The 23,349-nt window shown below is 68.2% G+C and carries 18 protein-coding genes and 1 riboswitch; of the genes, 12 read left to right on the forward strand and 6 right to left on the reverse strand.

Features of this window, described 5'->3' with window-relative positions; all coding sequences use genetic code 11:
* The first annotated feature begins 6 nt into the window (after positions 1-6).
* Positions 7-1,170, forward strand: coding sequence for an HlyD family efflux transporter periplasmic adaptor subunit (locus DM450_RS22235; protein ID WP_142639200.1), 1,164 nt, complete (start codon positions 7-9; stop codon positions 1,168-1,170).
* A 27-nt stretch (positions 1,171-1,197) separates the two neighbouring features.
* Positions 1,198-2,775, forward strand: coding sequence for a DHA2 family efflux MFS transporter permease subunit (locus DM450_RS22240; protein ID WP_142639203.1), 1,578 nt, complete (start codon positions 1,198-1,200; stop codon positions 2,773-2,775).
* Between the two features lie 62 nt (positions 2,776-2,837).
* On the opposite strand, the gene DM450_RS22245 is transcribed toward DM450_RS22240, so the two are convergent.
* A complete protein-coding gene (locus DM450_RS22245; RefSeq protein ID WP_142639205.1) occupies positions 2,838-3,170 on the reverse strand; it encodes a DUF2322 family protein in 333 nt (110 codons plus the stop codon).
* Between the two features lie 214 nt (positions 3,171-3,384).
* Between DM450_RS22245 and tenA the strand changes: the two genes are divergently transcribed.
* Complete coding sequence (tenA, locus tag DM450_RS22250; RefSeq protein WP_142639207.1) at positions 3,385-4,047, forward strand: thiaminase II; 663 nt, start codon at positions 3,385-3,387, stop codon at positions 4,045-4,047.
* A 73-nt stretch (positions 4,048-4,120) separates the two neighbouring features.
* On the opposite strand, the gene DM450_RS22255 is transcribed toward tenA, so the two are convergent.
* From DM450_RS22255 to DM450_RS22265, 3 genes are all read right to left on the reverse strand, one after another.
* A complete protein-coding gene (locus DM450_RS22255; RefSeq protein ID WP_260610522.1) occupies positions 4,121-4,879 on the reverse strand; it encodes an enoyl-CoA hydratase-related protein in 759 nt (252 codons plus the stop codon).
* Between the two features lie 166 nt (positions 4,880-5,045).
* On the reverse strand, positions 5,046-6,065 hold the full coding sequence (gene epsC, locus DM450_RS22260) for a serine O-acetyltransferase EpsC (protein ID WP_142639211.1): 1,020 nt from the start codon (positions 6,063-6,065) through the stop codon (positions 5,046-5,048).
* Between the two features lie 4 nt (positions 6,066-6,069).
* Positions 6,070-6,945: a TauD/TfdA dioxygenase family protein gene (locus DM450_RS22265; protein WP_142639220.1), complete on the reverse strand. Its 876-nt coding sequence runs from the start codon at positions 6,943-6,945 to the stop codon at positions 6,070-6,072.
* Positions 6,946-7,816: 871 nt separating this feature from the next.
* On the opposite strand from DM450_RS22265, the gene DM450_RS22270 reads away from it, so the two are divergent.
* Together DM450_RS22270 and DM450_RS22275 are read left to right on the forward strand one after the other, a co-directional pair.
* Positions 7,817-8,818, forward strand: a complete 1,002-nt coding sequence (locus DM450_RS22270) for a sterol desaturase family protein (protein ID WP_142639222.1) — start codon at positions 7,817-7,819, stop codon at positions 8,816-8,818.
* Positions 8,819-9,026: 208 nt separating this feature from the next.
* Positions 9,027-11,465, forward strand: coding sequence for a TonB-dependent receptor (locus DM450_RS22275; protein ID WP_142639224.1), 2,439 nt, complete (start codon positions 9,027-9,029; stop codon positions 11,463-11,465).
* 71 nt (positions 11,466-11,536) lie between these two features.
* Here the strand turns inward: DM450_RS22275 and DM450_RS22280 are convergent, their stop codons facing one another.
* On the reverse strand, positions 11,537-13,120 hold the full coding sequence (locus DM450_RS22280; protein ID WP_142639225.1) for a sulfotransferase: 1,584 nt from the start codon (positions 13,118-13,120) through the stop codon (positions 11,537-11,539).
* A 158-nt stretch (positions 13,121-13,278) separates the two neighbouring features.
* Here DM450_RS22280 and ybaK point away from each other — a divergent pair, with 158 nt between their 5' ends.
* The 5 genes from ybaK to bluB all read left to right on the forward strand — a co-directional run bounded on the left by ybaK (position 13,279) and on the right by bluB (position 20,503).
* Complete coding sequence (gene ybaK, locus DM450_RS22285) at positions 13,279-13,752, forward strand: Cys-tRNA(Pro) deacylase (RefSeq protein WP_142639226.1); 474 nt, start codon at positions 13,279-13,281, stop codon at positions 13,750-13,752.
* Positions 13,753-13,969: 217 nt separating this feature from the next.
* Positions 13,970-14,212: riboswitch (cobalamin riboswitch) on the forward strand.
* A gap of 189 nt (positions 14,213-14,401) precedes the next feature.
* The gene (gene cobW, locus DM450_RS22290) at positions 14,402-15,463 is read left to right on the forward strand and encodes a cobalamin biosynthesis protein CobW (RefSeq protein ID WP_142639227.1); all 1,062 of its coding nucleotides are present in this window, start codon (positions 14,402-14,404) and stop codon (positions 15,461-15,463) included.
* Complete coding sequence (cobN, locus tag DM450_RS22295) at positions 15,463-19,257, forward strand: cobaltochelatase subunit CobN (protein WP_142639228.1); 3,795 nt, start codon at positions 15,463-15,465, stop codon at positions 19,255-19,257. The genes cobW and cobN overlap by 1 nt, the downstream gene beginning before the upstream one ends.
* Before the next feature lie 2 nt (positions 19,258-19,259).
* A complete protein-coding gene (gene cobO / locus DM450_RS22300) occupies positions 19,260-19,865 on the forward strand; it encodes a cob(I)yrinic acid a,c-diamide adenosyltransferase (protein WP_142639229.1) in 606 nt (201 codons plus the stop codon).
* A 2-nt stretch (positions 19,866-19,867) separates the two neighbouring features.
* Positions 19,868-20,503 (forward strand): 5,6-dimethylbenzimidazole synthase, encoded by a 636-nt coding sequence (bluB, locus tag DM450_RS22305; protein WP_142639230.1) that lies wholly within the window; start codon positions 19,868-19,870, stop codon positions 20,501-20,503.
* On the opposite strand, the gene DM450_RS22310 is transcribed toward bluB, so the two are convergent.
* A complete protein-coding gene (locus DM450_RS22310; protein ID WP_142639231.1) occupies positions 20,490-21,365 on the reverse strand; it encodes an ABC transporter substrate-binding protein in 876 nt (291 codons plus the stop codon). The two genes, bluB and DM450_RS22310, sit on opposite strands and share 14 nt — an antisense overlap.
* 90 nt (positions 21,366-21,455) lie before the next feature.
* Between DM450_RS22310 and DM450_RS22315 the strand changes: the two genes are divergently transcribed.
* Complete coding sequence (locus DM450_RS22315; RefSeq protein ID WP_409529370.1) at positions 21,456-22,469, forward strand: FecCD family ABC transporter permease; 1,014 nt, start codon at positions 21,456-21,458, stop codon at positions 22,467-22,469.
* A gap of 8 nt (positions 22,470-22,477) precedes the next feature.
* Positions 22,478-23,254 carry an ABC transporter ATP-binding protein gene (locus DM450_RS22320; protein ID WP_142639233.1) on the forward strand — a complete coding sequence of 259 codons (777 nt, stop codon included), beginning with the start codon at positions 22,478-22,480 and terminating at the stop codon, positions 23,252-23,254.
* Positions 23,255-23,349: the final 95 nt, after the last annotated feature.

Raw genomic sequence — 23,349 nt, forward strand, 5'->3', positions numbered from 1 at the left:
ACCGCAATGAACACTCACGCTCACCCCGAAGCCGCCCCCGCCGCCCCCGCCGATAGTGAAAGCCCCGCCGAAGAGGCCGCCCGCAAGGCCAAACGCAAGCGCGCCTTCACCGCGATGGCCGCCGTCGTCGCCGTGCTCGGCGGCGGCGTCTGGGCCTACGAGACTTTTGTCGCCGCGCGCCATGTCGAGACCGACAATGCCTATGTCGGCGCCAATGTCGCGCAAGTGACGCCGCTGGTCGGCGGCCCGGTCGCCGAAGTGCTGGTGGACGATACGGTCCACGTGAAGAAGGGCGACGTGCTGGTCCGGCTCGACGATACCGACGCCCGCATCGCGCTGGCCAAGGCCGAGGCCGACCTTGCCCGCACCGAACGCAAGGTGCGCGGGACGATGGCCAGCCTCACCGGCCTTGGCGCCCAGATCGCCTCGCGCGAAGCCGCACAGCTTCAGGCCGAGGCGAACTATGCCTCTGCGAAAAGTTCGCTCGAAAAGGCCCGGATCGATCTTCAGCGCCGTCAGGGCCTTGTCGCTTCGGGCTCGGTTTCCGGCGATGAAGTGACCACCGCCCGCAATGCCTTCGAGACCGCGCAGGCCAACTTGCGCGCCAGCGAGGCGGCGCGCGCCGCCGCCCGTGCCGACCGCGCAGCCATGGTCGGCGACCGCGACGCCACCGGCGCGCTGGTCGAGAATGCGACCGTGGAGACCAACCCCGAAGTGCTCGCCGCCCGCGCGGTGCGCGATCAGGCCCGGGTCGACCTGGCCCGCACGGTGATCCGCGCGCCGGTGGACGGCGTCGTCTCCCGGCGGCAGGTCCAGCCCGGCCAGCGGGTGCAGGCGGGGCAGGCGCTGATGTCGGTAGTGCCGATCAGGGCCGCCTATGTCGATGCCAACTTCAAGGAAATCCAGCTCGCCAAGGTCCGCCCGGGCCAGAACGTGACGCTGGTGAGCGACCTCTACGGCGACGAGGTGGAGTTCCACGGCAAGGTCGTGGGTTTCTCCGGCGGCACCGGCGCGGCGTTTGCGGTGGTGCCCGCCCAGAACGCCACCGGCAACTGGATCAAGGTGGTGCAGCGCCTGCCGGTGCGCATCGCGCTTGACCCCAGGGAACTGGAACAGCACCCCTTGCGCGTCGGCCTTTCGATGGACGCGGACATCGACGTCTCCAACTGACCTGAGCCTTTCGGGAGGCCACGCATCATGAGCCAATCCGCAGCCGCCCCAAGGGGGACCGGCGCCTTCTCCGCGTTCACCGCGCGCGAACCGGCAGGCCCGCTGACCGGCGGCAAGCTGTTCCTTGCCGCGCTGGCGATCGGGCTCGGCAATTTCCTGGTCGTGCTCGATACCAGCATCGCCAATGTCTCGGTCTCGACGATCTCGGGCGCGCTCGGCGTCTCCTCGACGCAGGGCACCTGGGTCATCACCTCCTATGCCGTGGCCGAGGCGATCACCGTACCGCTGACCGGCTGGCTCGCGATGCGGTTCGGCGCGCAGCGGGTGTTCATCGCCTGCTACCTCGCCTTCGCGGTGCTTTCGGTGTTCTGCGGCCTGTCCACCTCGCTGGGCATGCTGGTGGGCGGGCGCGTGATGCTGGGCCTTGTCGGCGGCCCGATCATGCCGCTCTCGCAGCTTCTGCTGCTGCGCGTGTTCCCGCCGGAAAAAGCCACGCAGGGCACCGTCTTATGGGCGATGACCACGCTGGTCGGCCCGGTCGCCGGGCCGATCCTGGGCGGCGTCATCTGCGACAGCCTGCGCTGGAACGACATCTTCCTGCTGCCCGCCGTGGTCGCGGCCGCAGGCGGTCTGCTGACGATCTTCCTGCTGAGGGGCCAGCCCGATCCGCGCCAGAAGGCCTCGATCGACAAGGTCGGCTTCGCGCTGCTGGTGGTCTGGGTCGGCGCCTTCCAGATCATGCTCGACGAGGGCCGCAATCACGACTGGTTCGCCTCGCCCGAGATCTGCGCGCTGGCGGTGATCGCCGCACTGGGCCTGGCCGCCTTCCTGATCTGGGAGATCACCGAAAAGAACCCGGTGGTGGACCTCAAGATCTTCCGCCACCGCGGTTTCACGGCGTCCGCGATCACCTTTGCAGCCGGGTTCGGGGCGTTCTTCGCCAATATCGTGATCCTGCCGCTGTGGCTGCAGCAGAACATGGGCTACACCTCGACATGGGCCGGTTATGCGACCGGGATCATGGGTGTGCTCGCCATCGCCTCGGCCCCGGCGGTGGGGGCGGCCGTAAACCGCTTCGACCCGCGCCTGATCGTCTCGATCGGCCTTGTCGGCCTCGGCGGGATGACCGCGTGGCGCATGGGCTTCAACCAGGACGTGACGTTCCTGCAGATGGCGATCCCGACGCTGCTGACGGGTCCGTTCATGGTCATGCTGTTCGTGCCGGTCACCGGCATCGCCATGGCCAGCGTGAAACCGGAGGAACAGGCCAGCGCGGCGGGGCTCTCCAATTTCATGCGCACGATGGGCGGCGCCATCGCCACCTCGCTGGTCCAGACCGGCTGGTCGGATGCCGCGCGGGAGAACCAGACCGAACTGGCCGGCGCGATGACATCCGCGAGCCAGACGGTCGACAGCTTCGTGGCGGGCGGCATGAGCCAGGACGGCGCGACCGCCACGCTGACGAGCATCGTCGAGAGCCAGAGCGTGATGCTGGCAACGCTCGACATGTTCGCGATCATCACCGTCTGCTTCGCTTTTGCAGCGACGCTGATCTGGCTGGCCCCCAAGCCCAAGGGCCCTATCGACACCTCGGGCGGTCATTGACGCCCGGCGCAGGGGAAGCATGCTTCCCCTGCGCCATGCCACCATAAATCAGGCGGCGGGAATCAGGAGGCGGCGATGACCTCGATGGCCAGCGGGGCGCCGCCCGCCGCGATGGCGAGCAGGCGGTCGATGTTGGGATGGGCACCGGGGCGGCTGCGCGCATCCTCGGTATGCTCGCCGAACACCGCCATGCCCAGTTCGGCGGCCCTGGCGTCGAGCGTGCCGAAGCGCTGCTGGAGATACTGGTAGACGGCCAGCGAGCCCTGCTTGCCGGGACGGTTCTCGATGCTGTCGACGACGCTGCCGGCCGCGTCCACAAGGTCGATCCGCTCGATGCCGTCAATCGCAGGCAATTGCTGGAGATTGTCCTTGAACGAGGCGCCTGGCTCAAACATGTCTGGTATTTCCTGCATTCCGAAGTGAACTGGCGGGCGCTCTTGCCGCTTGCGCGCGCCTTGCGCAATCGCCAAAGCGGCGGACCGGGCGGGAGCGATGCATTGAGCGCCGCGGCTCCGGTGCCGCGAAATTCGTTTTTTGACGAATTTCCAAACGGTCCTTAAGCGCGGCGGGTTCGCTCCGATCCCTCCTGCCGCCAAAGGACAATGCCCCATGCACTTCTGCGACACGATCTGGGAAGAAGTGGCGCCGCTGCGCCGGGCCATTCTCGATCATCCGTTCCTGAACGCCCTCGCAGGCGGCACGCTGGAGCCCGAGAGCTTCCGCCACTACATCGTGCAGGACAGCCTCTATCTGGCCGAATATGCCCGTGTCCTCGCGCTCGCCGCCGCGCGCGCGCCCAGCGCGGCCGGGCGAGTCGAATTCTCGGACGGGGCCAAAGTCGCCGTGCAGGTCGAGGAAGCGCTGCATCAGGCCTTCTTCGCGCAGTTCGGCGTCACCGCCGAGATGGCGCACGGCAGCGAGCCGACGCCCGCGTGCCTGGGCTATACCAGCTACCTCTCCGCGCTGGCCGCCACCCGCAGCTACGAGGAACTGATCGCGGGCATCCTGCCATGCTTCTGGGTCTACTGGGAAGTCGGCTGCCACGTGAAGCCGCGCGCGGTCTCGCCCAATCCCTATGCCGCCTGGGTCGACACCTACGCCGCCCCCTCGTTCGGCGAGGCGACCCGGCGGGTGCGCGCGCTGGTGGACGAAGCCGCGGCCGCCGCCACCCCGGCTACCCGCGCGGGCATGGCCACGGCGTTCCGCAATGCCACCCGCTTCGAATGGATGTTCTGGGATTCCGCCTGGCACCGCGCCGGCTGGCCGATCTGACCACGATCTGACCGCAGGGCGTCGCGGGCCGCCGCCAGAAAAATGCCCTTGCGGGCATTTTTATGGCGGACCCTCAGCCCCGCCGGAACACCGGTGCGCGTTTCTGGAAAAAGGCGTCGAACGCCTCGCGGGCCTCGGCCGACTGCATCGCCTCGCGGAAAATCCGGGCTTCCTCGTCGATCCGCGCGAGCACCGGCGCCGTGTCGCCCTTCATCAGGCGGCGGGTTGCCAGCAGGGCCTGCGGCGGCTTGGCCAGCAGGGTCGCGGCAGCGCCGCGCGCATGGGCGAGCAGGCCGTCGCCCGGCACCACCGCCGTCACCAGCCCGGCCTGGTCCGCCGCCCGGGCATCCATCGGCTCGCCCAGCAGCAGCATCGCCGCCGCCTTGGCATAACCCAGGGTCGCGGGTGCCAGCAGGCTAGACCCGGCCTCTGGCACGATGCCGAGGTTGACGAACGGCATGATGAAGCGCGCATCCGGCGCGGCATAGACGAGGTCGCAGTGGAACAGCATCGTGGTGCCGACCCCCACGGCCAGCCCCTGCACCGCGGCCACCACCGGCTTGTCGAACGCCGCGATCGCGCGGATGAAGGCAAAGGCCGCACCGGCGCCTTCCGGCCCCGCCATGAAGTCGGCAAGGTCGTTGCCCGCGCTGAAGGCATCGCCCCTTCCGGCGATCAGGACGGCGCCGATGTCCGCACGCGCCGAAGCCTTTTCCAGCGCCGCCGTCATGGCCCCGTACATCGAGGCGGTCAGCGCGTTCTTCTTTTCCGGGCGATCCATATGGATTTCCACAAGCCCGGCCTGCCCGGTTACCTCGACACCTTGAACCACTGCATTTTCTCCCTGCCGCCGCCGATCCTAGCGCGGTGCGGCCCTGCTTCGCCGGACCATCCGAAAAATGCCCGCGACGGGCATTCGGGGACGGCACCGGCCTGTTCCCTCCGCTCAGGATAGAACACTGCCGGATGTCGGCAAGGGATGTTTGCCGCCCCCCCCTTCAGTTGACCGCGTCGGCGGGCCCATTGCGGTTGCCGCTCGACACCGCCGCGCGGGGCTGGCGCACGACACTGAAAGGCGGTACCCCATGGGTCAGCCAGACGTTGCCGCCGATCTCCGCGCCCTTGCCGATGGTCACCCGGCCCAGGATCGTGGCGCCCGCATAGATCACCACGTCATCCTCGACCACGGGATGGCGCGCGCTGGCCTTGGCGGCGGCCACCGAGCCATCCAGCGGATAGGCCTTGGCGCCCAGCGTGACGCCCTGGTAGATCCGCACGTTGTTGCCGACGATGGCCGTTTCCCCGATCACCACGCCGGTGCCATGATCGATGAAGAAGCCATGGCCGATACGCGCCGCGGGGTGGATGTCGATGCCGGTGGTGCCATGGGCGATCTCGCTCAGGATCCGAGCGACCAGCGGCGCGCCGAGCCCGTGCAGGACATGGGCGAGGCGGTAGTGGATGATCGCCAGCAGGCCCGGATAGCAGATCAGCACTTCGTCGATGCTGCGGGCGGAAGGATCGCCCGCATAGGCCGCCTCGAGATCGCGATCGAGCTGGCGGCGGATCGCGGGAAGCTGGCGGGAGAAGGCGAGGACAATCTCGTCCGCGCGCCGCTCGCCCGGCCCCGGCCCCGGCCCCGGCCCCGGCCCACCGTCCTGGCCGCCGATTTCGCCGGAATAGGCAAATTCCAGCCGGAGCTGTGCCTGCAACCGGCTGAGGGCGATCTGCAGCGACTGGGTGACGAACGTCTCCTCGTTGTGCGGCCGCACGAAGTCCGGGCCGAGCCGCAGCGGGAACAGCGCCCCGCACAGTTCGTCCGCCACCTTGGCCAGCCGCACCCGGGAGGGGAAGCCGCCCACACCGTGCTCGGCATGCGGACTGTTGGTGGCACGCCAGTGCTGGCGGATCTGCGCCAGTTCACGCACGATCTCGCCGACATGCCAGAAATCGGCATTATCCGGCGCCGCTTCCGGCCCCGCGTCCTGCGCTGCGGGGGCGCTGTTTTCCGTCGTCATTGTCCTACCCCGCGTGATCGTCGAGGGCGACGCCTTCGATGGTGATCCGGTGCATCTCGCGCCGATGGCCGTGATAGTCGTTATAGGCATAGTGCCAGGTCGCGCGGTTGTCCCAGAACGCGATCGAGCCATCGCGCCAGTGGAAGTCTTCCTGGAATTCGGGCCTGCGGCAATGGTCGTAGACTTCGGCGAGGAGATCGGCCGATTCCCCGGCGGCCAGCCCCTGGATGTGCAGGGTGAAGCCGGGATTGACGTAGATCGCCCGCTTGCCGCTGAGCGGATGGACGATCACCACCGGGTGGACCGGATCGTCGAGCAGGTCGGCGGCAGCGGAATTGCCGATGCGGCCCCCGTTGCCATCGGCGCCGCGGGTATCCTGCGCGGCTTCGTAAGCCGCCGCCTTGCTGCCGAAGACATGCCGGGCGGAATGGACGGCACGGCGCCCCTCGATCCGCGCCTTGAGCTTTTCCGGCAGGCCGTCATAAGCGGCATACATCGAGGCAAAGGCCGTGGCCCCGCCCTTGGGCGGCAGTTCGCGCGCGGCGAGGATCGAACCGAGCGCGGGTTCGAAATCGTAGGAATGGTCGGTATGCCAGCCGCCGCCGATGTTGTGCTGCTGGTCCGGCTCCTTCACCACCAGCGCGATCTCGGGATAGGCGGGATGCGCGGCGAAGAAGCGGTTGATGTTGATCGCCCCCCAGCGCCGCGCAAAGGCGATGTGCTGGGCTTCATCGATCGACTGGTCGCGGAAAAAGATCACGCCATGGTCGGCAAAGGCACGCCGGATTGCCGCAAAGTCCTCGCCGGACAAGGGGCGCGCAAGATCGATGCCGAGCACTTCGGCGCCGACGCGGCCGTGCGGGCGGATTTCCAGGGTCATGCGGCAAACTCCGCGGAAACGCGAGGGGCCGCCGTGAAGCGAAAGGTCATCGTATCACCTGATCGTTGGAGAACACGATGCCTGGCGTTGTCGCCCGGGCGCCGCGCGCTTTAGGCCGTAAACTCATAAACGACACCATCGAGGCGTCCAAATGGCGAACATATCGGGCCGAAGCGGGTGCCGGACGGGCTGGTTGCCCGTCCAAGGCCGGTTCGGTTCGAGATGGAAGCCATTTGGACGTCCCTGCGGGATTTGACCAAAATGGCCCAGCGCTGCGTCAGGAAGTCTAGAAATATCGACATATTCCGGCGCCTTCCTTCCTCACGCTGAACCATTTTGCCTCAAACCTCGATGGTGCCGTTTATGAGTTTACGGCCTAGCCGTTGGTAACGCGGAGCAAGCTGCTTCTCGGTCAAATGCCGCGGACTGGAACGAACGGACGCCGGCAGGCCAGGTCCCCCCGCCGACATTCTCAAGTTATTTGATTGAGAATTTACCGTCAAGCACGGTCGCCGCGCACAGGAGGCGGATCGGCGCAACCAATTCTACGCGCCCTCGAAGGCGTCCTTGGGGCGTCCCGGGCCGGGCAACGACGAATCAGCCGCCGCCCGGCGTTGCACGATTGCTGCATGCGCACACCGGCTGTGAGCCCGCCGCCGCGCATCCGGTGTTACCGGGCCGGCATGAAAATGACGGTTTTGCGTCATTTTCATCAGCCCGGACGGTCATGCCGCAAGTGCAGCATTAATACGCTTGACGCGAAACGTAATATCCATACCGTGTACCCATATCGCCGGTTCAGAGCGATGAAAGCGGGAAGGAGCATTCTGTAACAACAGGCCGGTCAACCGGTCTGGATGGGGGTTATTCGATGGAACGACTGCCGACCAGCAATGCAGTTCTCGCAGGCTACGCGCCCACCGGCGGCGCGTCTTCGAGCACCTCCTTGAAACAGCAGCTCTTCAACCTGGCTCCCCCGGCTTTTGTCGCCCTCGTCGTGCTGTTCTGGGCCTATGGCCCGAAGGCCTGGACCGACGATCCCAATTCGATCATCGTCGCCACCTCGCTGACGACGGCAGCGGTTCTCGCCCTCGAATGGGTCAACGAGCGCCATGCCGGCTGGCGCATGACCTGGCGCGAATTCGCGACCGACCTTTTCTACGTGGTGCTCAGCGCCACCGTGATCGCCTGGACCACCGCGACGCTGGCCGACGATCCGCTGGCGAGCCTCAAGGCCTCGCTCGGCATCACCACCCAGTGGGCGATGCACCTGCCCTTTGTCGTGCAAGTGGCGCTGGTGGTCTTCCTCATCGAGTTCGGCCAGTACTGGATGCACCGGCTGATGCACAACTGGACGCCGTTCTGGCTGACCCACGCACCGCATCACCACCTGACCCAGCTCAACGCGATGAAGGGCGCGGTGGGCAATCCGATCGAACTGTTCCTCATCAGCCTGAGCATCGTCGCGCTGTTCGACCTGCCGACCGCGGCGGTGTTCTGCGGGTTCAACGTGCTGGCCGTGGTCTCGACCTTCGCCCACGCCAATGTCCGGGCGGACCCGCCGCCGTTCTATGCCTTCTTCTTCACCACGATCCGCAACCACAGCCTGCACCACTCGACGGATTACGAAGCCACCCGGTGCAACTACGCCAACTCGCTCATCCTGCTCGACCGTGTCTTCGGCACGTTCCGCGAAGGCGAGGCCGCCATTGTCGGCCAGGACGAACGCAAGCGGCTCTCGATCGCGGAACAGTTCCTGTTCCCGTTCCAACCCCTGATCGCCCGCGCCCGGCAACGGGCGGGGGACAGGCGCGGCACGCCTACCCCGGCGGCCAATGCCCCGGCCGCCAACGCCCCGGCAACCAACGGATGATCTGCGGCGCATAGCCGACTTCGGAGGAACGCCCCGGCGGAATTTGACCACGCCGGGAGCAGCAAGCGCGTCGACAGAACCATCCGGCAAGCGGTGGCGGACGCGCGACAAGTGTCATCGCAAGCAGCACCCGAGAGGTTCTGGCGCAGCCGCGCCGGGGCGCGGGCAAGGTCGTACTCAAGTACTGGCATAATAGACAGGGAAGCACATGACATATCGCGCGAAACTGAAAGTCGGGCTGCTGTCCGCAACCATCTTCACCAACGTCGCCCTTGCCATGCCCGCGATGGCCGAGGAGGCCGCGCCTGCCGCCGAGGGCAGCGGCGGCGGCGGTGACGTGATCATCGTCTCGGCCACCCGCCGCGACACCACGATCATGGAAACGCCGATCAACATCAGCGCACTGGGCGGCAAGGACCTGCAGGACCTCCACGTCGACGACATGCGCAACCTCGGCGCCTTCACGCCCGGCGTGACCATCCTCGACACCGGCCCACGCGGCGCCGGCACCATCGTCATGCGCGGTCTTTCGGCCGACGACACGTCGGCGAGCGGCGGCGACAACAGCAACTCGGCGGTCGGCATGTATCTCGGCGAAGTGCCGATGTACTACGACTTCAAGCTGATCGACATCAACCGCGTCGAGACGCTGCTCGGCCCGCAAGGCACGCTCTACGGCCTCGGCACCCTGGCCGGCGCCATGCGCAACATGCCCAACCGTCCCGACGCGACGCAGTTCTCGGGCGAGGTCCACGGCCAGGTCTTCGACATGGCCCACTCCAAGGACACCGGCTACAACGGCTACGGCGTCGTCAACATCCCGCTGATGAAGGACCACATCGCCTTCCGCTCGGCCACCGGCTACTATTTCACGCCCGGCTATATCGACTACAACTACCTGCTGCAGGATCCCGGCGTCTCGCTGCCGCAGCCGGGCGACGCCAGCAACCCGCTCGGCACCGCCGAGCAGCAGGCCGCCAACTTCAAGTCGCGCCGCGACGCGAACTTCGAGCGCACCTTCACCACCCGCAACCAGCTTGCGTTCTATACCGACGACCTCAAGGCCTACGTCACTTACGCGCACCAGCGCACCCGCACCGACGGCCAGTCGTCCACCGGCGGCGGCTATTCGGGCGAGGGCAAGTACGAGGCCCCCTGGCGCTACCTCGAACCGGCCACCCGCACCGGCGACATGCTGAGCCTGGAGATCGAAGGCAACGTGCACGATGCGGTCAACGTGGTGTTCGTCTCGGCCTATACGCAGCGCAAGACCAAGTACCAGGCCGACAACACCGACCTGCTGCTCGACCTCGACTACGGTTACGAGGCCTTCCCGGCCTTCTCCAGCTACAACAAGTCGCAAGCCAAGGAATACGAGTTCACCAACGAGCTGCGCCTTGTCTCGACCTTCGACGGGCCGCTGAGCTTTGTCGCCGGTGCCTTCTGGAACCGCCAGCACTACAAGTCGAACTACGACGAATACGTGCCCGGCTTCCCCGAATGGGCCAACGATCCGGACAACTGGGACACCGCGTTCGTCACCGATCACAGCAATCCCGAATACGCCCACGAGTATTCGTCCTTCGTGCGCAGCACCAATGACGAGAAGGGGCTCTACGGCGAAGCCACCGTGCACTTCACCGACGACCTCCAGCTGACCGGCGGCCTGCGCTACTACAAGTACAATGCCTGGGTGAACGGCGGTTCCTACCTCCCGCTCTGGGACGACACTTACGCCACGCGTTCGGGCTCCACCGGCAAGGACGGTCTTGTCTACAAGATCAACGCCTCGTGGAACATCTCGCCCGAGTTCATGGTCTACGGCACCTGGTCGACCGGCTACCGCATCGGCGGCGTGAACCGCACCGCGCCCTGCAGCCAGGACGTGATCGACAAGTACAACGCCGGCTTGCCGCAGGACGGCCAGACGCTCTGCGCGCTGCCCAACGAACTCTCCTACGGCCCCGACAAGACCAAGAACGCCGAAATCGGCATGCGCGGCCAGCTCCTCGACAACAAGCTGAACTTCAGCATTTCGGCCTTCCATATCGACTGGGACGGCATCCAGCTTGCCGGCCAGACCTATTACGGCGCCATCGGCATCACCGTGAACGGCGGCAAGGCGGTGTCGAAGGGCATCGACGCCTCGTTCGAGGCCCGGCCGATCCCCGGCCTGTCGATCCGCGGCAACTACTCCTACCTCGACGCGCACCTGACCGAGGGCGTGGCCAACCTGCTGTCGACGCATGACGGGCTGGTCGACGCCGAGGTCGGCGACCGGCTGCCCGGATCGGCCAAGAACAAGGGGGCGATCGGCGTGACCTACGACCTGCCGGTGGGCGACAACAGCCTCGCCTTCGGCTGGACGGCGACCTATACCGGCAACATCCTGACCCGCGTGGGCGCCCGTGCCGGCGGCGAAAAGCTGCCCGATTACTGGATGCACCAGGCCAACATCACCTACAAGACGGCGATGTACGACATCGGCCTCTACGCCACCAACATCTTCGACAAGTATGCCGTGACCGGCGTCAGCAACGACCTGACCCGCGCCGGCATCGTCAACGACGGGGTGGTTTCGCGCTACTATGGCCGCTCGGTCGCCCAGCCGCGCACGATCGGCTTGCAGGGCACCATGCGCTTCTGATCGAAGTCCGGCACAAGCAACCAGGAAGCGGCGCGGGAAACTCCGGTTTTTCCGCGCCGTTTTCCGTCCGCTCAGTCGATCTCGATGCCCTGCGCGCGGAAATAGGCGGCGACTTCGGCCATGCCCTCGCCCTGGGTCTTCCAGCGCCCCACCGCGTCGCTGTTGAGCTTGCGCCGCACTTGCGCGGCGCTCGGCGTGGCGACGGCGGCGCGGTTCTCGTGGAAGGCAAGGCAGGCCGCGTCCCAATCCAGCCCGCAGTGGCCGAGCAGGCGGCGGGTCTGGCCTTCCTGGTCGGCGACCAGTCCTTCATAGCTCAATTGCAGCACCCGGCCCGGATAGAGCCGCTCCCACAATGCCATCAGCCGGTCGAAGCGCAGATAATAGCGCGCCGTGTCCATGAGATCGTAGGAGTAGCCGTAATAGGCCGAGAGGCTGGCAAACAGGTTCTTGTAGTTGCTCCACACCGTGTCCATCGGATGGCGGCGCAGGCAGACCACCGAGGCCTTCGGGAAGGCCCGCAGGATATGGCCGACATACAGGAAATTGGCCGGCAGCTTGTCGACGAACCGCGCCGCGCCTGGCGGGCGCTGGTGCGCGGCGCGGGCCATGTAGGCCTCGCCGACAAGACGGGGGTCGATCGCCGCGCTCGCCGCCACCGTCGCCGGATCGATCACCAGCCGCGAAGGCGTGCCCACCAGTTGCTTGACCGCCAGCTGCTTGACCGCCAGCGGCATCGCCTGAAGCTCTCCGGCCGAGCCGACCCCCGGATGCGAGGACAGGATGCGGTCGACCAGCGTGGTGCCGGTGCGCGGCATGCCGACCACAAAGATCGGCGCATCGTCGGCGCCCTGATAGCCCGGCCCCGGATCCGCCAGCCCCGCGCCGAACGTCGCCTCGATGGCATCGAAGATCGCCGCGTCCTGCGCAAAATCGTAGCGGATCGCCCGCTTGTGCGCGGCATTGGCGAGGGACAAGTGGCCAAACGCCGCCGCCGCCTGGCCGAGGTCTTCGAGTTCCTTGGCCAGCGCATAACGGATGCGCAAGGCATCGTCCGGCCGCGCCGCGGCGGCCAGCGCCGCTTCCAGCCGGGGCACGTGATGGGCCTCGTGCGTCTGGCGCGAGAGGATCGCCAGCGCATAATGCGCGCGCGCATTGCCGGGATCGGCAGCAAGGATCCGCTCGTAGTGCCCGCGCGCCTCCTCCACCCGCCCGGTGAACCCGCTCGCCGCCGCCAGGTTGTAGCGATAGTCGAGATTGTCCGGCTCGGCCGCAACCGCGGCTGCAAACGGCACCATCGACGCCTCGTGATCGCCCAGCCGCGCCAGCACGCAGCCGATGGTGTCGCAGGTCAGCGCATCGCCGGGCGGCAGTGCCATGGCCTGCCGCGCGGCCTCGGCCGCCTCGCCGTCACGGCGCAGCAGGATCAGCAGCCGGGCCAGATGCGCGAGGTATTCGGCGCGGGGCGCGCGCGCGGCCGCAGCCTCGATCAGCGGCACCGCCTGGCCGACCTGCCCCGCCTCGGCCGCGCTGATGCCGAGCAGGAAATAGCCCTCCGCGCGCTCGGGCGATGCCGCGATGAGACGGCGGGCCGCCGCCCCGGCCGCCGCCGGATCGCCGCGTCCCAGCGCCGCGCGCGCCTCGGCCTCCAGCGTCATGCGCCGCGCCCGGGGCAGGCGGACAGGGTCGGGACAGGAACAGGCCGGTGCAAAGTCATGACCGCAGGTCTAGCGGCTTTGCCCCGCAGGTCCAACGCGCAAAAGCACTGGCGCAATCGCCACTTGGCGCCCCTGCCGTGCCCGTCTAGAGCAGGCCCATGGCTCAGGCGACCCGCGCGACCAAGATGCTCGAACAGGCTGGCATTGCCTTCAGCCTGCACAGCTATGACTACGATCCCTCGGCAGACAGCATCGGCCGGGCGGCGGCCGAGGCGATCGGCGCCGATCCGGGGCAGGTGTTCAAGACGCTGATGGTGCTGGCCGACGGCAAGCCCGCCTGCGTGATCGCGCCGAGCAGCGGCGAAGTCTCGATGAAGCGCGCCGCCGCCGCGCTCGGCGTAAAAAGCGCCGCGATGATGAAACCCGCCGAGGCCGAGCGCCTGACCGGCTACAAGATCGGCGGCATCAGCCCGTTCGGGCAGATGAAGCGCGTTCCCGTCGTGATCGACGAGACCGCGATCCTGTGGGACGCGATCTTCATCAACGGCGGCCAGCGCGGCCTTCAGGTGCGCCTCACCGCGCAGGACGCCGCCGAAGTGCTGGACGCGAGACTGGCCGATATCTCCGCCTGAGGGACCGTTTGAAAAATGCCCGTCATGGCATTTTTGAGACGGCACCAGCCCGCCCCCCACCCAACCACCCGCGAGTGTATCCTGATGGGTGATTGGGTGGGGGAGCGGGCTGGTGCCGTAAAATTCGCGTGTCGCGAATTTTCAAACGGTCTCTGAAGGCTTGCCCTCCCACCGGTCGCCAGCTACGAGCGGGACCGTCCGAAACGCCGCAAGGCAGCTCGGACATGATCGCGCCGGTGCCCCGCAAGGGGCTTAATACGGGAACACGGCAAGGATGGTTCGCCATCCGGACCGGGCTGTCCCTGCAACTGTAAGCGGCGAGCGCGATGCACATCGCGGCGGGGCAAGGACCCTCGCCGCAGCCACTGGGCCGGACGCTAAATCCTGCGAGGCCTGGGAAGGCCGTGCATCGCGCCCTGACCCGCAAGCCAGGAAACCTGCCGGCGTCGATGTCGCTCTTGCCCGGGTCCAGGGGATGGCCAAGGCACGGTAACTCTTCCGTCTGAGCGACGTGATGCATGCGGCCGGGGCCGCAGCGGCATGCCGTGTCGGGCGCCCGTGCGCCGGTCCGACAAGGCGCGCCGCCTTCGCCGCGTGTGCGGCGGAAAGCCCGGCCGTTTCAGGTCGCTGGCGCGCGGGAGACGATTACATGAGCAAGGTTCCCACCACCGTCATCACCGGCTTCCTCGGCGCCGGCAAGACCACGCTGATCCGCCACCTGCTGCAGAACGCCAAGGGCCGCCGCCTGGCCCTCATCATCAACGAGTTCGGCGATGTCGGCGTCGACGGCGAACTGGTGAAAGGCTGCAACGACGAGGCCTGCCCGCAAGACGACATCGTCGAACTGGCCAACGGCTGCATCTGCTGCACCGTCGCCGACGACTTCCTGCCGACCATGCAGAATCTGCTGGACCGCGAGAACAAGCCCGATCACATCATCATCGAGACCAGCGGCCTTGCCCTGCCCAAACCGCTGGTGAAAGCCTTCCAGTGGCCCGACATCCGCACCCGCGCCACGGTGGACGGCGTGGTCGCGCTGATCGACGCCGATGCCGTCGCGGCCGGTCGCTTCGCCACCGACGAGGCAGCGCTGGCGGCAGCGCGCGCGGCCGATCCGATGCTCGACCACGAAAGCCCGCTGGAGGAACTGTTCGAGGAACAGCTGGGCTGCGCCGACATGGTCGTGCTCAACAAGACCGACCTCGTCGACCCGCAAGCCCTTGCCCATGTCGAGACGCTGGTGCTGGCCGAAACGCGCCCCGGCGTGAAGATCGTGCGCGCCGATCACGGTGCCGTCGACATCGCCGCGCTGCTGGGCATCACGGCGGCGGCCGAGGACGACCTCGATTCCCGCCCCTCGCACATCGATGGGCGGGACGAGGATCACGACCATGACGACTTCGACAGCTTTGTCGTCTCTGGTGGCGATGTGGTCGATCTCGAGGCGCTTCTGGTGCGTCTGAACGACCTGATCGCGGAGCACGACGTGCTGCGCGTGAAGGGCATGGTCGCGGTCGGCGGCAAGCCCAGCCGCCTAGTCGTGCAGGCCGTCGGCCCGCGCATCCAGCACTTCTACGACCGCGCCTGGCTGCCGCAGGAAATGCGCCGCACGCAGCTGGTCGTGATCGGCCAGAAGGGGCTGGACCGCGCCGCCATCGAGGCGGGGCTGGCGGGGGTTCTCGGCCCCGTGGCCGCTACCGCAGACGCCTGATGCACCTGCTGTCCGCCACGCCGGGGACGATCTCCAATGGCGAGGAAGCGATCGACCTCGACCAGTCCCCCGGCGACATGGTGATCCTCACCGTGGCGGACAGCGAACTCGCCTGCTTCGCGGGCGCGGCGGCGCGCATGCCGGACGGCGCACCCAGCATCCGCCTCGCCAACCTGCTGCAACTGCGCCACCCCTATTCGATCGACCTCTATGTCGAGAAAGTGATCGCGCACGCCAAATTCGTCTGCGTGATCCTGCTCGGCGGCAAGAGCTACTGGCCCTACGGCATCGACGAGATCGCCCGCACCGCGCGCGAGAACGGCATTGCCTTTGCCGCCATTGCCGATGGCCGCGAAGCCGATCCCGCGCTCGACCGTGCCTCCACCCTGACCGCCGATCTGCGCGAACGGCTGCGCGACTATCTGCGGCAGGGCGGCACGGCCAATGCCCTCTCCTTCCTGCGCACCGCCGCACGGACCATCGGTCATGACGCCGGCGCGCCCGACGATCCGGTGCCGGTCGCCGATGCCGGGCTCTACCTTGCGGGCACCGAGCGCGCAGGCCTTGCCGAAGTGCGGGCGGGCTGGACCCAGGGCCGCCCGCTCGCACTGCTGGTGTTCTACCGCGCGCTGATGATCGCGGGCACGCTGGACGCTGTGGACGCGATGATCGCAGCGCTGCACGAGCGCGGCTTCAACGTCGCCGCCGTCCACGTCCGCGCCTTGCGGGAGCCGTTCGCTGCGGACTGGCTCTCCGGCCTGCTGGGCGAGATCGCGCCCGACGTGATCGTCAATGCCACCAGCTTCGCCTCCTCCTCCGCAGGAGACGAGCGCAAGCCGGGTATTCTGGAAAAAGCGGATGGCCCGATCCTGCAAGTCGCTTTCGCCGGTGTCGAGGAGGCCGATTGGCACGGTTCCGCACGCGGCCTTGGGCCGCGCGATCTCGCCATGAACGTGGCGCTCCCCGAAGTGGACGGCCGCCTGTTCACCCGCGCCGTCGCCTTCAAGGCCGCCGCCCGCTTCGACGCGGTGACCCAGTGCGGCATCGTTGTCCCGCGCATCGCGCCGGACCAGGTGGCCTTTGTCGCGGACCTCGCCGCCAACTGGGCGAGCCTGCGCCGCACGCCGTGCCCCAAGCGCCGCGTGGCGCTGGTGCTGGCCAACTACCCCAACCGCGACGGGCGCATCGGCAACGGCGTCGGCCTCGACACGCCCGCCAGCACCGCGGCGATCATCGCCGCACTGGCCGAGGCCGGCTACGACACCGGCGCAGCGCCAGGAGACGGCGCCGCGCTGATGCAGGTGATGACCGGCGGCGTGACCAACGACCTCACCGCGCGGGCCCGAGCCGGTGAAGTCTCGCTGCCGCTTTCGGCCTACGAAGCCGCCTTCGCGAATGTGCCCGAAAGTGCACGCAAGGCCATGACCGAACGCTGGGGCGAGCCCTCAGCCGATCCCTTCGTGCAAGACGGCGCGTTCCGCCTGCCGGTCCACCGTTTCGGCAATCTCGCCGTCGCCGTGCAGCCCGCGCGCGGCTACAATATCGATCCCAAGGCCAGCTACCACGATCCCGCGCTGCCCCCGCCGCACGCCTACCTCGCCTTCCACATCTGGCTGGCGCAGGACTTCGGCGCGCAGGCGGTGGTCCATGTCGGCAAGCATGGCAATCTGGAATGGCTGCCCGGCAAGGCCATCTCGCTCTCGCGCGAATGCTTCCCGGAGATCTGCGCCGGGCCGCTGCCCCAGCTCTACCCCTTCATCGTCAATGATCCCGGCGAAGGCACGCAGGCCAAGCGCCGCATCGGCGCGGTCATCGTCGATCACCTCACCCCGCCGCTGACCCGCGCCGAGACTTATGGCCCGCTCAAGCAGCTCGAGGCGCTGGTGGACGAATATTACCTCGCCGCCGGAATGGACCCGCGCCGTCTCGACCGGCTGCGCCGCGACATTCTCGATCTGGCGCGCAGCCACGGCCTCGACCGCGATGCCGGGGCCAGCGGCGACGACGACGATGCGCTTTCGGCCATCGACAACTACCTGTGCGAGCTGAAGGAATTGCAGATCCGCGACGGTCTGCATGTCTTCACCCGGTCGCCCGAAGGCCGCTTGCGCCGCGACCTGCTGGTCGCGCTGGCCCGCACGCCGCGCGGCTACGACCATGCCGGACAGGCCTCGCTGCTGCGGGCGATGGCCGACGACTTCGGACTGGACTTTGACCCGCTCGACTGCCGGATGGGCGATCGCTGGAATGGCGTCCGGCCTGAAGCCCTTGCGGTCGTCTCCGATGAACCATGGCGCACGCATGGCGATACCGTCGAGCGGCTCGAACTGCTGGCGGCGGAATGGGTCAGCGAGATAGCCCAAACCCCGCTCGTCCTGAGCGTGTCGAAGGACCACAGCCCCGCATCAGCATCCTTCGACAGGCTCAGGATGAGCGGAGCGGGGGACAAGACGCTGGCCGTCCTCGATGCCATCCGCACCGACCTCGCCCCGCGCATCGACCTGTGCGGCCGGCGCGAGGCCGAAGCGCTGCTGGCCGGTCTCGCCGGCCGCTTCGTGCTGCCCGGTCCCTCCGGCGCGCCAACGCGCGGGCGGCCGGATGTGCTCCCCACCGGGCGTAACTTCTACTCGGTCGACACCCGCGCCGTGCCCACCGCCGTCGCCTGGGAACTCGGCCGCAAGTCCGCCGATCTGCTGGTGGAGGACTACCTCCAGCGCGAGGGCGAGTACCCCAGGGCCGTGGCCCTCTCCGCATGGGGCACCGCCAACATGCGCACCGGCGGCGACGACATCGCGCAGGCCCTCGCGCTGATGGGGGTGCGTCCGCGCTGGGACTGGACTTCGGGCCGCGTGACCGGCTTCGAGGTGATGACCGTGGCCGAACTCGGCCGCCCGCGCGTGGACGTGACCTTGCGCGTCTCCGGCTTCTTCCGCGACGCCTTCCCCGAACAGATCGACCTGATCGACAGCGCCGCGCGCGCGGTCATGGCGCTCGACGAGCCGCTCGGCGACAACCCCGCCGCCGAGCGGCACCGCGCCGAAACCGCCAAACTCGTCGAAGCTGGCGAGGCCGAAACGCAGGCCGCCCGCCGCGCCGGTGCCCGCGTGTTCGGATCGAAACCGGGCGCCTACGGCGCCGGGCTTCAGGCGATGATCGACGAGAAGATCTGGCACGAACGCGGCGATCTGGCCGATGTCTACCTCGACTGGGGCAGCTACGCCTATGGCGGCGGCGTCGAAGGTGATGCCGAGCGCGGCCTGTTCGCCGCGCGCCTCGCCTCGGTCGATGCGGTCGTGCAAAATCAGGACAACCGCGAGCACGACCTGCTCGACAGCGACGACTACTACCAGTTCGAAGGCGGCATCGCCGCCGCCGTCGAGCACCTCAAGGGCCGCGCGCCGATCAGCTATCACAACGACCACAGCCGCCCGGAGCGCCCGGTCGTGCGCACGCTGGAAGACGAGATCGGCCGCATCGTGCGCGGGCGCGTCACCAATCCCAAGTGGATCGCGGGCGTCATGCGCCACGGCTACAAGGGCGCGTTCGAGATCGCCGCCTCGGTCGATTACCTCTTTGCCTTTGCCGCCACCACCCACGCGGTGAAGGACCACCATTTCGACGCCGTCCACGCCGCCTTCATCGAGGACGAGGCGGTGCGGGACTTTATGGCGCAGGCCAACCCCGCCGCCTTGCGCGAAACCGCCGCGCGGCTTGCCGAGGCGCTGGAGCGCGGCCTGTGGAAACCCCGATCGAACAGCGCGGGCCTGACGCTCGCCGCCCTTGCAGGAGCATGACCATGGTGCAGCGCAGTGACGAACAGCACGCCGAGAAGATGAAGAAGAAGCAGGCCGCGCATGACAAGATCATGGCCGGAAAGACGGTCGAGAAGGGCCTGCTGATCGTCCACACCGGCAAGGGCAAGGGCAAGACCACCGCAGCGCTCGGCATGGTGGTGCGCGCCATCGGCCACGGCAAGAAAGTGGGCGTTGTCCAGTTCGTGAAGGGCGCGATGACCACCGGCGAAAAGGTCGTCTTCGATGCCTTCCCGGACAATGTCGAATTCAAGCCGATGGGCGAGGGTTTCACCTGGAACACGCAGGACCGCGCCCGCGACATCGCGCTCGCCCGCGAGGCGTGGGAGGAAGTGAAGCGCATGGTCGCCGATCCGGCCTATGACATGGTGCTGGCCGACGAACTCAACATCGTGCTGCGCTACGACTACCTGCCGCTGGGCGAAGTGCTGGACGTGCTGACCGCGCGCGGCGAGATGAAACACGTGCTCGTCACCGGCCGCAATGCGCCCGAGGCGCTGATGGAGGCCGCCGATCTCGTCACCGAGATGACGCTGGTGAAGCACCCGTTCCGCTCCGGCGTGAAGGCGCAGGCGGGCATCGAGTTCTGACCATGTCGCCGCGCTTCGGCCCCGACTTCCAGCAGGAACTGGGCGACCTGCTGGCCTGGCGCCGCGACGTGCGCCATTTCCGCAGCGATCCGCTGGAGGAAGAACTCGTGGCCGAATTGCTGAGGGCCGCCCAGCTTGCGCCCTCGGTCGGCAACTCGCAGCCCTGGCGTTTCGTGCGCGTGCGCTCGGGCGAACTGCGCGAGGCGCTGGCGGCCCATGCCGATGCCGAGATCGCCCGCGCCGGTGCCGCGATGCCCGAGGATCGCCACCCGGCCTATTGCGCGCTCAAGCTCCACGGCCTGCGCGAGGCGCCCGAACTGATCGCGGTGTTCTGCGACGATGCCACGCCCGTCGGAGGCCGCCTCGGCGCCGCGACGATGCCGGAAACGCGGGGATTTTCGGTGGTGCTGGCAGTCCACACGCTCTGGCTGGCGGCGCGGGCAAGAGGGCTGGGGCTGGGCTGGGTCTCGGTGGTCGAGCCCGGCCATGTGACGCGGCTGCTGGACGTGCCGCAGGACTGGCGGCTGATCGCGCTGCTTTGCCTGGGCCATCCGCTCGAAGAGGACCATGTGCCCGAACTCGAACGGCGCGGCTGGCAGGCCCGGCTCGACTGGCGCGCCAACGTCAGCGAGCGGTGAGAGGCCGCCCCGCCGCCTGCTCCGCCATGGCCCGCGCCGCCTTGACATAAGCCGGGCCGCCGCAGACCGTCCACGCCTGCGGGATGGTGATGCGGGCAATGTTCTTGAGGATCGGGTGATGGATCATCTCGGTGCCCTGATCCTCCACGGGCCGCGCGGCGCTGTCCATCAGGATGAAGTCCGGCCGGGCCAGCGCCATCTCTTCCAGGCTCATCTGCGAAAGCGACGGTTTTCCAAGCTTTCCGGCGAGATTGACCAGCCCCACCCGCGTCATCAGATCATCGACCAGCGTGCCGGTCCCGGTCAGGTAACCGCGCCGCTGGTAATAGGCGGCGACCTTGCCCCCGGGCACTTTCGGCAGCCCGGCCAGTTCGGCATTCATCCGCGCGATCATCGCCTCCCCGCGCTCCCGATGGCCGACCGCGCGGGCCACCTCGCGGATCGAGACGAGGATATCCTCGTACCGGTTCGCGGACCGGAGATCGAGCGCGGGATAGTGCTGCCCCGTCAGCACCGCGATGGCCGGATTGCGGCGGGCGGGCATTCCCACCACGAGGTCCGGGCGGGCGGCGAGGATCTCCTCCGCCGAGCCGCCGAAGACCGGCAGGCGGCGCGCCTGTGCCGCCACCGCCGACATGTCGGGGTCCGAGGCATAGCGGGTGAGCCCGGCGATCTGGTCGCGGTCGGCGAGGGCCACCAAAAGTTGATCGGCGCAAAGATTGAGCGAGACGATCCGGTGCGGACGCGGCAAAACCGGCGCGGCAGGCCGCGTCGCCGCACCATAGACCACGCCGCCGGCCATCGCCGCGAGCAGCAGGCAGGGGACAAGCCGAAGACGCCGATGGATTTTTCCGCAAGCCATGGCATTGGCTCTTACCCGGACCTGACCGGGACACAAGCATGACAGACAGCGACACAGACGTCACAGAAGCCGACGTCAAGCGAGGTTCCAGTGGAATTATCCGGTAGTCCGCCCCCGCTACGCCACCCGGCGCTGATTCCGCTGCTGGTCGGCGCCGTGATCGTGGTGGCGCTGGCGTCGATGAGCCTCGGGCCCATCTCGCTCGGCCTTGGCCAGATGGTGGCGGCGCTTGGCGGCACCGGCGAGCCGGTGGTGCGCGCGATCCTGCTCGAACTGCGCTTGCCGCGTACCCTGATCGGCCTGATGACCGGGGCCATGCTCGGCCTCTCGGGCGCGGTGCTGCAGGGCTACTTGCGCAATCCCTTGGCCGAACCCTCGGTGCTGGGGGCCTCGAACGCCTCGGCGCTGGGCGCGGTGATCGCGCTCTATTTCGGCATTTCGGAGTGGCACGCAGCGATGCTGCCGCTAATTGCCATCGCCTCGGCACTGGGCGCGATGGTGCTGCTGTTCGCGCTGGCGGGACGATCCGAAAGTCCGCTCGGCCTGATCCTGGCGGGCATCGCCGTCTCGACCCTGGCGGGCGCGGGGATCAGCCTCGCGCTCAATCTTTCGCCCAATCCCTTCGCGGCGATGGAGATCATGTCCTGGCTGCTCGGCTCGATCGAGAACCGTTCGATGGAGCATGTGTGGATCGCGCTGCCCTGCGTGGTGGTGGGGACCGCGCTGCTGCTGGCCGATCCGCTGGCGCTCGACGCGCTGTCGCTGGGCGAGGACGGGGCCCGCTCGCTCGGCGTCGACCTTGCCCGCACGCGGCTGCGGCTGATGCTGGGCGTGGCGATCGGCGTCGGCGGCGCGGTCGCGGTGTCCGGCGCGATCGGCTTTGTCGGCCTGATCGTGCCGCACCTGATCCGCCCCATGACCGACCGCAGCCCTTCGGCGCTGCTGGTGCCATCCCTGCTCGGCGGCGCGGTGCTGCTGACCGGGGCCGACATCCTCGTGCGGCTGATCCCGACCGATGCCGAACTGAAGCTGGGCGTGGTGACGGCCTTCCTCGGCGTCCCCGTCTTCCTCTTTCACCTGCTGCGCGAGCGGCGCCTGTGGTGACCCCGCCGATGATGACGATCACCCTCGACCAGCTTGCCGTCGAACTCGGCCGCCGCGAGATCCTGCACGGCATCACTGCGCAGCTTCATGCCGGTTCGCTGATCGGCGTGATCGGCCCCAACGGCGCGGGAAAATCGACATTGGTGCGCGCGCTCGCCGGCCTCGTTCCGGCGGCGAGCGGCACCATCGCGCTGGACGGCGCGGACATCGCCGCGCTCCCCCCGCGCGCGCTGGCCCGCCGCATCGCCTATCTGCCGCAAGGCCAGACGCTGCACTGGCCGCTCACCGTCGAACGCCTCGTCGCGCTCGGCCGCCTGCCGCACCTGGGGCCGATGTCGCGGATCGCCGAGGCCGACCGGCTTGCCGTCCACGAGGCGATGGCACGCGCCGACGTCGGCCATCTCGCCGCACGCATCGCCACCCAGCTGTCCGGCGGCGAGCGTGCCCGCGCGCTGCTGGCGCGGGCCCTGGCGGTCGGCGCCCCGGTGCTGGTGGTGGACGAACCGCTCGCCTCGCTCGACCCCGGGCACCAGATCGACGTCATGGAACTGCTGGCCCGCGAGGCCCGCGCGGGCGCGCTGGTGATCGCCGTGCTGCACGATCTCAACCTCGCCGCGCGCCACTGCGACCGGCTGCTGGCGATCGACCATGGCCGCCTGGTCGCCGACGGTTCGCCCGCCCAGGTCCTCACCGAGGCCATGCTGCGCCGCATCTACGGCGTCACCGGCTACCGCGCGGAGCTGGACGGCATACCGCTGGTCGTCCCGCTCGAACGGTGCCGGTGATCCGGGAGCGCTCCGCGGCGGATTTCGCGGCTGACGTTTACGGCAACATATCGTTACGCCGATAAACCATAGGCAAGCACGATTTCCATGCTTAT

Source organism: Sphingomonas sp. IC081, from assembly GCF_006874585.1.
Classification (GTDB): domain Bacteria; phylum Pseudomonadota; class Alphaproteobacteria; order Sphingomonadales; family Sphingomonadaceae; genus Novosphingobium.

What these genes read in the sequence shown, in the direction of transcription:
- DM450_RS22310 (WP_142639231.1), bottom strand. Translation starts at nt 21,365, where the DNA reads ATGGCTTGCGGAAAAATCCATCGGCGTCTTCGGCTTGTCCCCTGCCTG.
- cobN (WP_142639228.1), top strand. Translation starts at nt 15,463, where the DNA reads ATGCACCTGCTGTCCGCCACGCCGGGGACGATCTCCAATGGCGAGGAA.
- ybaK (WP_142639226.1), top strand. Translation starts at nt 13,279, where the DNA reads ATGGCTCAGGCGACCCGCGCGACCAAGATGCTCGAACAGGCTGGCATT.
- DM450_RS22280 (WP_142639225.1), bottom strand. Translation starts at nt 13,120, where the DNA reads ATGACGCTGGAGGCCGAGGCGCGCGCGGCGCTGGGACGCGGCGATCCG.
- DM450_RS22240 (WP_142639203.1), top strand. Translation starts at nt 1,198, where the DNA reads ATGAGCCAATCCGCAGCCGCCCCAAGGGGGACCGGCGCCTTCTCCGCG.
- cobW (WP_142639227.1), top strand. Translation starts at nt 14,402, where the DNA reads ATGAGCAAGGTTCCCACCACCGTCATCACCGGCTTCCTCGGCGCCGGC.
- tenA (WP_142639207.1), top strand. Translation starts at nt 3,385, where the DNA reads ATGCACTTCTGCGACACGATCTGGGAAGAAGTGGCGCCGCTGCGCCGG.
- DM450_RS22275 (WP_142639224.1), top strand. Translation starts at nt 9,027, where the DNA reads ATGACATATCGCGCGAAACTGAAAGTCGGGCTGCTGTCCGCAACCATC.
- DM450_RS22245 (WP_142639205.1), bottom strand. Translation starts at nt 3,170, where the DNA reads ATGTTTGAGCCAGGCGCCTCGTTCAAGGACAATCTCCAGCAATTGCCT.
- bluB (WP_142639230.1), top strand. Translation starts at nt 19,868, where the DNA reads ATGTCGCCGCGCTTCGGCCCCGACTTCCAGCAGGAACTGGGCGACCTG.
- DM450_RS22320 (WP_142639233.1), top strand. Translation starts at nt 22,478, where the DNA reads ATGATGACGATCACCCTCGACCAGCTTGCCGTCGAACTCGGCCGCCGC.
- DM450_RS22235 (WP_142639200.1), top strand. Translation starts at nt 7, where the DNA reads ATGAACACTCACGCTCACCCCGAAGCCGCCCCCGCCGCCCCCGCCGAT.
- DM450_RS22270 (WP_142639222.1), top strand. Translation starts at nt 7,817, where the DNA reads ATGGAACGACTGCCGACCAGCAATGCAGTTCTCGCAGGCTACGCGCCC.
- DM450_RS22265 (WP_142639220.1), bottom strand. Translation starts at nt 6,945, where the DNA reads ATGACCCTGGAAATCCGCCCGCACGGCCGCGTCGGCGCCGAAGTGCTC.
- cobO (WP_142639229.1), top strand. Translation starts at nt 19,260, where the DNA reads ATGGTGCAGCGCAGTGACGAACAGCACGCCGAGAAGATGAAGAAGAAG.
- epsC (WP_142639211.1), bottom strand. Translation starts at nt 6,065, where the DNA reads ATGACGACGGAAAACAGCGCCCCCGCAGCGCAGGACGCGGGGCCGGAA.